The organism is Nonomuraea sp. NPDC051941, assembly GCF_044593615.1.
This window is the reverse complement of sequence record NZ_JBIUCF010000009.1, coordinates 277,262-283,621: the sequence shown is the minus strand read 5'-3', so window position 1 is coordinate 283,621 and position 6,360 is coordinate 277,262. Positions and strand designations below refer to the sequence as shown.

The 6,360-nt window shown below is 70.3% G+C and carries 5 protein-coding genes; 4 read left to right on the top strand and 1 reads right to left on the bottom strand.

Going from position 1 to position 6,360, the window contains the following annotated elements; all coding sequences use genetic code 11:
• Positions 1 to 124 precede the first annotated feature (124 nt).
• Positions 125 to 1,375, top strand: coding sequence for an MFS transporter (locus ACIHFD_RS18395; RefSeq protein WP_397367926.1), 1,251 nt, complete (start codon positions 125 to 127; stop codon positions 1,373 to 1,375).
• A 15-nt stretch (positions 1,376 to 1,390) separates the two neighbouring features.
• Here ACIHFD_RS18395 and ACIHFD_RS18390 read toward each other — a convergent pair whose 3' ends face one another.
• On the bottom strand, positions 1,391 to 2,785 hold the full coding sequence (locus tag ACIHFD_RS18390; RefSeq protein ID WP_397367919.1) for an FAD-binding oxidoreductase: 1,395 nt from the start codon (positions 2,783 to 2,785) through the stop codon (positions 1,391 to 1,393).
• A 142-nt stretch (positions 2,786 to 2,927) separates the two neighbouring features.
• Here ACIHFD_RS18390 and ACIHFD_RS18385 point away from each other — a divergent pair, with 142 nt between their 5' ends.
• The 3 genes from ACIHFD_RS18385 to ACIHFD_RS18375 all read left to right on the top strand — a co-directional run bounded on the left by ACIHFD_RS18385 (position 2,928) and on the right by ACIHFD_RS18375 (position 6,283).
• Positions 2,928 to 3,374 (top strand): MarR family winged helix-turn-helix transcriptional regulator, encoded by a 447-nt coding sequence (locus tag ACIHFD_RS18385; RefSeq protein WP_397367918.1) that lies wholly within the window; start codon positions 2,928 to 2,930, stop codon positions 3,372 to 3,374.
• 174 nt (positions 3,375 to 3,548) lie between these two features.
• Complete coding sequence (gene lanKC / locus ACIHFD_RS18380) at positions 3,549 to 6,107, top strand: class III lanthionine synthetase LanKC (protein WP_397367917.1); 2,559 nt, start codon at positions 3,549 to 3,551, stop codon at positions 6,105 to 6,107.
• A 77-nt stretch (positions 6,108 to 6,184) separates the two neighbouring features.
• Complete coding sequence (locus tag ACIHFD_RS18375) at positions 6,185 to 6,283, top strand: class III lanthipeptide (protein ID WP_350730711.1); 99 nt, start codon at positions 6,185 to 6,187, stop codon at positions 6,281 to 6,283.
• Positions 6,284 to 6,360 lie beyond the last annotated feature (77 nt).

The following is a 6,360-nucleotide window of genomic DNA, read 5'->3' as shown; positions in this document are numbered from 1 at the left end:
CGCCGTATTGCAGAGGACACAATCCGCTATGTCGGATCAATCACCTCTGTTGCCGATCGCGGCAAATGTGCAGCTCAAAGGTTAAACCTCAAGCTCAGGGCAGCTCGCCAAGCCGGGAAGCGGCCTGGAGATCACTCAGGCGCAGGTCGCGGGCCTGGCCGCGGCCCTTTACGTCGCGGGCGCCTGCTCGGGTGCGCTGTTCTTCGGCTGGCTGACCGACAGGTTCGGCAGGAAGAAGCTCTTCCTCATCACGCTGGTCGTCTACCTGGCGGCGACCCTGATGACCGCGTTCTCCTTCCACGCGTGGTGGTTCTTCCTGTTCAGGTTCATGACGGGGTTCGGGATCGGCGGCGAGTACGCGGCCATCAACTCCGCCATCGACGAGCTCATCCCGAGCCACCACCGGGGGCGCATCGACATCATCATCAACGGCAGCTACTGGCTCGGCGCCGCCGGCGGCGCGTTGCTGACCGTGCCGCTGCTGAGCGGCCTGCCGGTGAACATCGGCTGGCGCGTCGCGTTCGGCCTGGGCGTGGTGCTGGGCCTGGCGATCCTGCTGGTACGGCGGCACGTACCGGAGAGCCCGCGCTGGCTGTTCATCCACGGCAAGGAGAAGGAGGCCGAGGAGATCGTCGGCGGCATCGAGCGGCAGATCGGCGCCGACCTGCCGGAGCCGAAGGAGTCGGTGACCGTGCACCAGCGCAAGTCCATCGGTTTCGTCCGGATCGCCCACACGATGGTGGCGCTCTATCCCCAACGTACGATCCTCGGCCTGTCGCTCTTCATCGGCCAGGCGTTCCTCTACAACGCGATCACCTTCGGGTACGCGCAGATCCTGGCCACCTTCTTCAAGATCGACACGAATGCCGGCTACTACTTCGCCGTCATCGCGGTCGGGAACTTCCTCGGCCCGCTCCTGCTCGGCCGCCTCTTCGACACCGTGGGCAGGATCCCGATGATCTCGGCCACGTACATCGGGTCCGGGCTGCTCCTGCTGGGCACGGCCTGGCTGTTCAACCAGGGCCTGCTGAACGCCGTGACGCTGACCGCGTGCTGGTCCGTGGTGCTCTTCGTGGCCTCGGCCGGGGCCAGTTCGGCGTACCTGACCGTCAGCGAGATCTTCCCCATGGAGACCAGGGCCCTGGCCATCGCGTTCTTCTTCGCGATCGGCACCGCCGCCGGTGGCATCGCCGGCCCGCTGGTCTTCGCCTCCCTTGTCGAGACCGGGGTGCCCGGGGACACGGCGCTCGCGTTCTCCATCGGCGGCATCGTGATGATCGTGGCGGGGCTGGTCGAGCTGCTGTTCGGGGTCAAGGCCGAGCGCAAGGGCCTGGAGGCCATCGCGACGCCGCTCACCGCGGCGCCGACCGCGTGATCGATGTACGGCCGATCAGTCCGTCGAGGCGCTCGACGGCGGGATGTTGTGGTTGATCCGGAAAAGCTGGTCCGGGTCGTATGTCGCTTTCAGCGCGGCCAGCCGCCGGTAGTCCGCCTCGGTGTAGGCCCGCCTGACCCGCTCGGGAGCCGAGTCGTGGTCGAACAGGAACCCCGGAAGCGCGGCGCCGGTGTCCCACCGCCGCAGCCGCTCCAGCGCCTCGTCGGCGGCCTTGCGCACCGCGTCGGCCTGCTCGGCCGGAGCCGGCATCCGCATCCACAGGTGGAAGGCCGCGCCCTGGGTGCTGACCGCGTGCGGGCGGCCGGGCGGCCGGTTCAGCGCCCCGCCCAGGTGACGTAGCTCGATGCCGGGGAACGGGCCCCCGGGCTTCGACGGATCGATGAACGAGACCAGCTCTTCCACGGCCTCGTCGTCCAGTTCGTGCAACAACGCGCTGCGCAGGTGCGCCATGACCGGGTTCTTGGGGTCCTGGTAGATCTCGGTGATCTGCGTGTACGGCCTGGCGTCGCAGGTGTCCTTCTCCGGGCCGAGCGCGCGCAACGGCTCCACCAGCCGCGCACCCTGCTCCTCGTCCCCCATGTGGACCACCCGGACCTGCACGAACGAACGGCCACGGAACTCCTCGGGCAACTGCGGCACGTCAGGGAAGCGCAGCAACGTCACAGAGGACGACATCTCCTCCGGCTGCTCCTTGGCCCAGGCCAGGTAGGAGCCGAGCACGTGGGCAGCGTGCCTGCGATCCTCGACCGGGTAGTAGAGCTCACCACCGTAGACGGTACGCAGCGGCAGCAGCTCGATCTCGGCCGCGACCACGGCGCCGAAGTTGCTCTTGCCGCCCCGTACCGCCCAGAACAGGTCGGGCTCCTGGGTCGGCGAGACGGTGCGGAGCAGTCCGTCGGCGGTGACGATGTCGAGCGAGCAGACGTAGTCGGCGGCGAAGCCGTACGTACGGCCGGCCAGCGGGAGCCCGCCGCCGGTCAGATAGCCCATCACCCCGACCTGGCCGGAGGAGCCGCACAGCGGCGCGAGACCGTGCTCGGCCGCCGCGGTGAGCACCTCACCCCACCGCAACCCGGCTCCGATCCTCGCGGTGCCGGCACGCGGGTCCACCGACAGCTCGCGCAGCTCCCCGGTGGCGATGAACACGGCTCCCTCCGCGGGCACCGACTTACCGTGCCCGGTCGACTGCACCGCGACCGGGCGTCCTGCCTCGGCCGCGAACCGGACGGCTGCGGCCACGTCATCGGCGTCGGCGGCGACCACGACCACCTCGGGCCGGTGCTCGACCGTCAGCAACCAGCCGGAGCAGGCCTCCTCAAAGCCCTCGTCGCCGGGGTAGAGCGTGCGCCCCCGGATCGACGCGCCCACTGCGGAATTCGTCGTCGGCATGTCAGTTATCCGCCTTTCCAGCATGTCAGTTGTGCGCCTTCTCGAAGGCCCACAGCGACGAGAATGTTGGTTAGACCAACGTTGGTGCAGCCAACAGTACACCTAATCGTGGGTGCGGCCAACAATTTGCTAGATTGTCCCCGTGGACACGCCAGAGGGGCCGCCGCCGCAGCGGCTGCGTACGCTGCCGAGCAGGCTGACCAACCATGCGGCGCAGATCGCCAACCGGATCGTGGACCAAGCGCTCGGCCAAGCCGGCCTTCGGCGCTACCATTACGCCCTGCTCGCCGCGCTGGAGGAGTACGGCCCGGCCAGCCAGGCCGCCCTCGGCCGCCGTACCGGCATCGACCGCAGCGACATGGTGGCGACCGTCAACGACCTCGCCGAACGGCAACTCCTCGAGCGCGCACCCGACCCGGACGACCGCCGGCGCAACATCATCACCATCACCGCGGCAGGCCGAAGCCAACTCACCCACCTCGACCGGCTGCTCGCCGCCGCCCAGGACGAGTTCCTCTCCCCGCTCCCCCCGGCCGACCGGCAGAACCTGATCGACCTGCTCACCCGCCTCGTCGAGCATCACGGCTGAGGCCGTTCCTGCCTCTGCGGCACATGGCGGTTTCCCGCGCGGCCCGCAGCGGCCCTTGTGCCCCTGCCCGTGTCCCCAACCGCCTCCACCTGCGTGGCAACGGCCCGGCAACACCCCCCGGATACCAAGGACCCAGCGACGTACCGGTCGGGTCAGTGAAACGGGGACATACCAATGCTCGGCTTCCACAGTTACGCGCAGGCGGATCCTGAGTTCTACGCGCCGCTGTCCTGGCTGCCGGACCCAGGGAGGCGTTTCGCCCCCAGGTCCGTCTCCGACGGCTGGACCTCCGCCACGCATGACGTGTGGACCAGGTGGACCCATCCCGACGTGGTCACGCCGGACCAGGGGTGGAAGGTGCACGTCTCCGCCCGCCTCGAACGCGCCGACCTCGTACTGGACACGGTCGCCCGCGCCTGCCACGCGGAGCGGGTGGCCTTCAAGCACCTGTCGGCCGAGGTGTTCTTCCTGTTCATGCACCACAAGCACGGACCGAGGCCGCAGGCCGGCAAGTTCTGCGCCCTGTACCCCGACGAGCGGAGCGCCCTGCGCCTGATGGAACGGCTGGCCGGCGAACTCGCCGGGGAGGAGGGGCCCTACGTCCTGTCCGACCGCCGTTTCCGCGACTCGCGCACGGTGTACTACCGCTACGGCGCGTTCGAGGCGCGCGGCGGGCTGCGGGCGGACGGCGGCCGGGAGAGCCTGGTACGGGACGGCTACGGCCGCGACGTGACCGATTCCAGAGGCGTCTCCTTCACGCTGCCCCCAGGCATCGGCGACCCCTTCGCGAAGCCGGCCGGGCGGCCGCGCAACGGCCCGCCGGTGATCCACGGCTACGAGATCGTGCAGGTCCTCCAGCCCAGCAACGCCGGTGGCGCCTACGAGGCCAAGGACACCCGGACGGGCCGCACCGTGTTCATCAAGGAGGCACGCGCGCACAACGGCCTGTACTGGGATCGCAGCACGGCCGTCGAACGGCTGCGCCGGGAGCACGGCGTGCTCACCGAGGTGTACCAGGCCGCGCCGGACGCCTGCCCGCAGCCGCTCGACTACTTCCAGGAGTGGGAGCACGAGTTCCTGGTGACGGAGTTCGTCGCCGGAACACCGCTGCACACGTGGGCGGCGCTGCACTCGCCGCTGATCCAGGCCGGCAGGACATCGGCCGACTTCGACGCCTACTACGGCGAATGCGAGAGGGTGCTCGCCGAGCTGGACCAGGCGCTCGCCCGGCTCCACGGAGCCGGGTTCCGCTTCGGCGACCTCAACCCGCGCAACGTGATGGTGACCCCCGACGGCGTCAGGCTGGTCGACTTCGAGTCGTGCACCCACCGCGACGCCCCTCTCATCCCCATGGGGGCGGACGGCTACGCGCCACCGGCCGGCTTCCCCCTGTCCGGCCCGTTCGCCTGGGACGAGTACGGGCTTTCCGCCATCGCGCTGCTGCTGGTCATGCCGATGCACGCGGTGGTCCGGCGCAGCCCCGGCAACCTGCGCTGGCTGCGCCGGGACGTCGGCAAGCACGCCCCTGTCCCCGCCGCGTTGTGGCGGCGTGCGACACGCTTCCACGACGAGCGGGACACGGCGCGGACCGGCTCGCTGCCCGCTCCCGGAGAGCTCGACGAACGGCCACGGGAGAGTCTCGCCCGGTTCGCCGACGAGGTCCGGCTGGGGCTCATGGACATGATCGACGCCGAACGGCTCGACCGGAACTTCCCCACCGTGCCACGGGGATTCGAGACGAATCTGCTCTGCGTCGCCTACGGCCTGGCCGGCATCCTGCACGCCCTGCACGTCACGGGCTCCGCGATCCCTGCCGGGCTGGCCGAGCGCCTTCGTACCCGGGCCGTGGACCACGCGGGCGACCTTCCGCCGGGCCTGCACACCGGGACGGCCGGCGTCGCCTGGGTCCTCGCCGACCTCGGCCTGCACGACGAGGCCGGTGACGTGCTCGCGCACGCTGCCCGCCACCCGATCCTGGAGAGGACGACGACCCTCGGCGAGGGGCGGGCCGGCGTCGGCATGGCCGCCCTGCGCATGCACCGCGGCACCGATCAGGCGCGCTTCCTGGACCTGGCGGTGACGGCGGGCGAGGCCATCGTCCGCACCGATGACCTGCGTCCCACCCTGGGGCCGGGCAACGCCCGCGGGCTGCTGCACGGCCGGGCGGGCATCGCCCTCTTCCTGCACCGGCTGAGCGCGGCGACCGGGAACGACCGCTACGCGCACGCCGGCAGGCGCCTGCTGCACGAGGAGCTCGACCTGGCGATCGAACTACCGGACGGCGCGCTCTCCTTCAGCGACAGCGACCAGACCCATCGCGGCCTGCCCTACCTGTTCAGCGGCTCGGCGGGGGTCGCGCTGGCGTTGAGCCGGTACGCGGCGGGCCCGGACGACTTCGGCGACGCCCGGATCACGACGGCGCTGCCACGCGTCCTCAGCGACGTCCGCAAGAACTGCTGCGCCTTCCCCGGGCTGTACTGCGGTCTGGCGGGCCTGGCGTTCGCGCTGGCGGATCACGCGGAGCTCATGGACGATCCACGCTCGGCGGACGCCGCGCTCGACGTCGCCACCGGCCTCGTCAAGTACGCCGTCGGCGGCCGGCGGGGCGTGCGTTTCCTCGGCGAGGGCTCGCTGCGGTTCAGCGGGGAGCTCTGGAGCGGCGGGGCGGGCATCCTGCTGGCCCTGCACCGGGTGCTGAACCGTCCAGCCGGCCATTTCCTGCTGCTGGACTGACCTGCCCCACCCTGAGCTTCCGGCCGGCGACCGCCGGCCGGAGAAGGTGTCGAGAGAAGGAAGGAGGTGTGTGACCCATGTCGGAAGTTCTGGCCCTTCAGGAGCTTGACGTCGAGCTTGCGGAGGATGCTCCCTGGAGCACGCTGAGCCTGTTCAACTGCAACAACACCAACTGATGCCGCCATCGAGGCGGATGAACGCGGGGCGTCCGATCTGACGCCGCGCCGAACGCGAGCGGCCGGCACCGAGACCA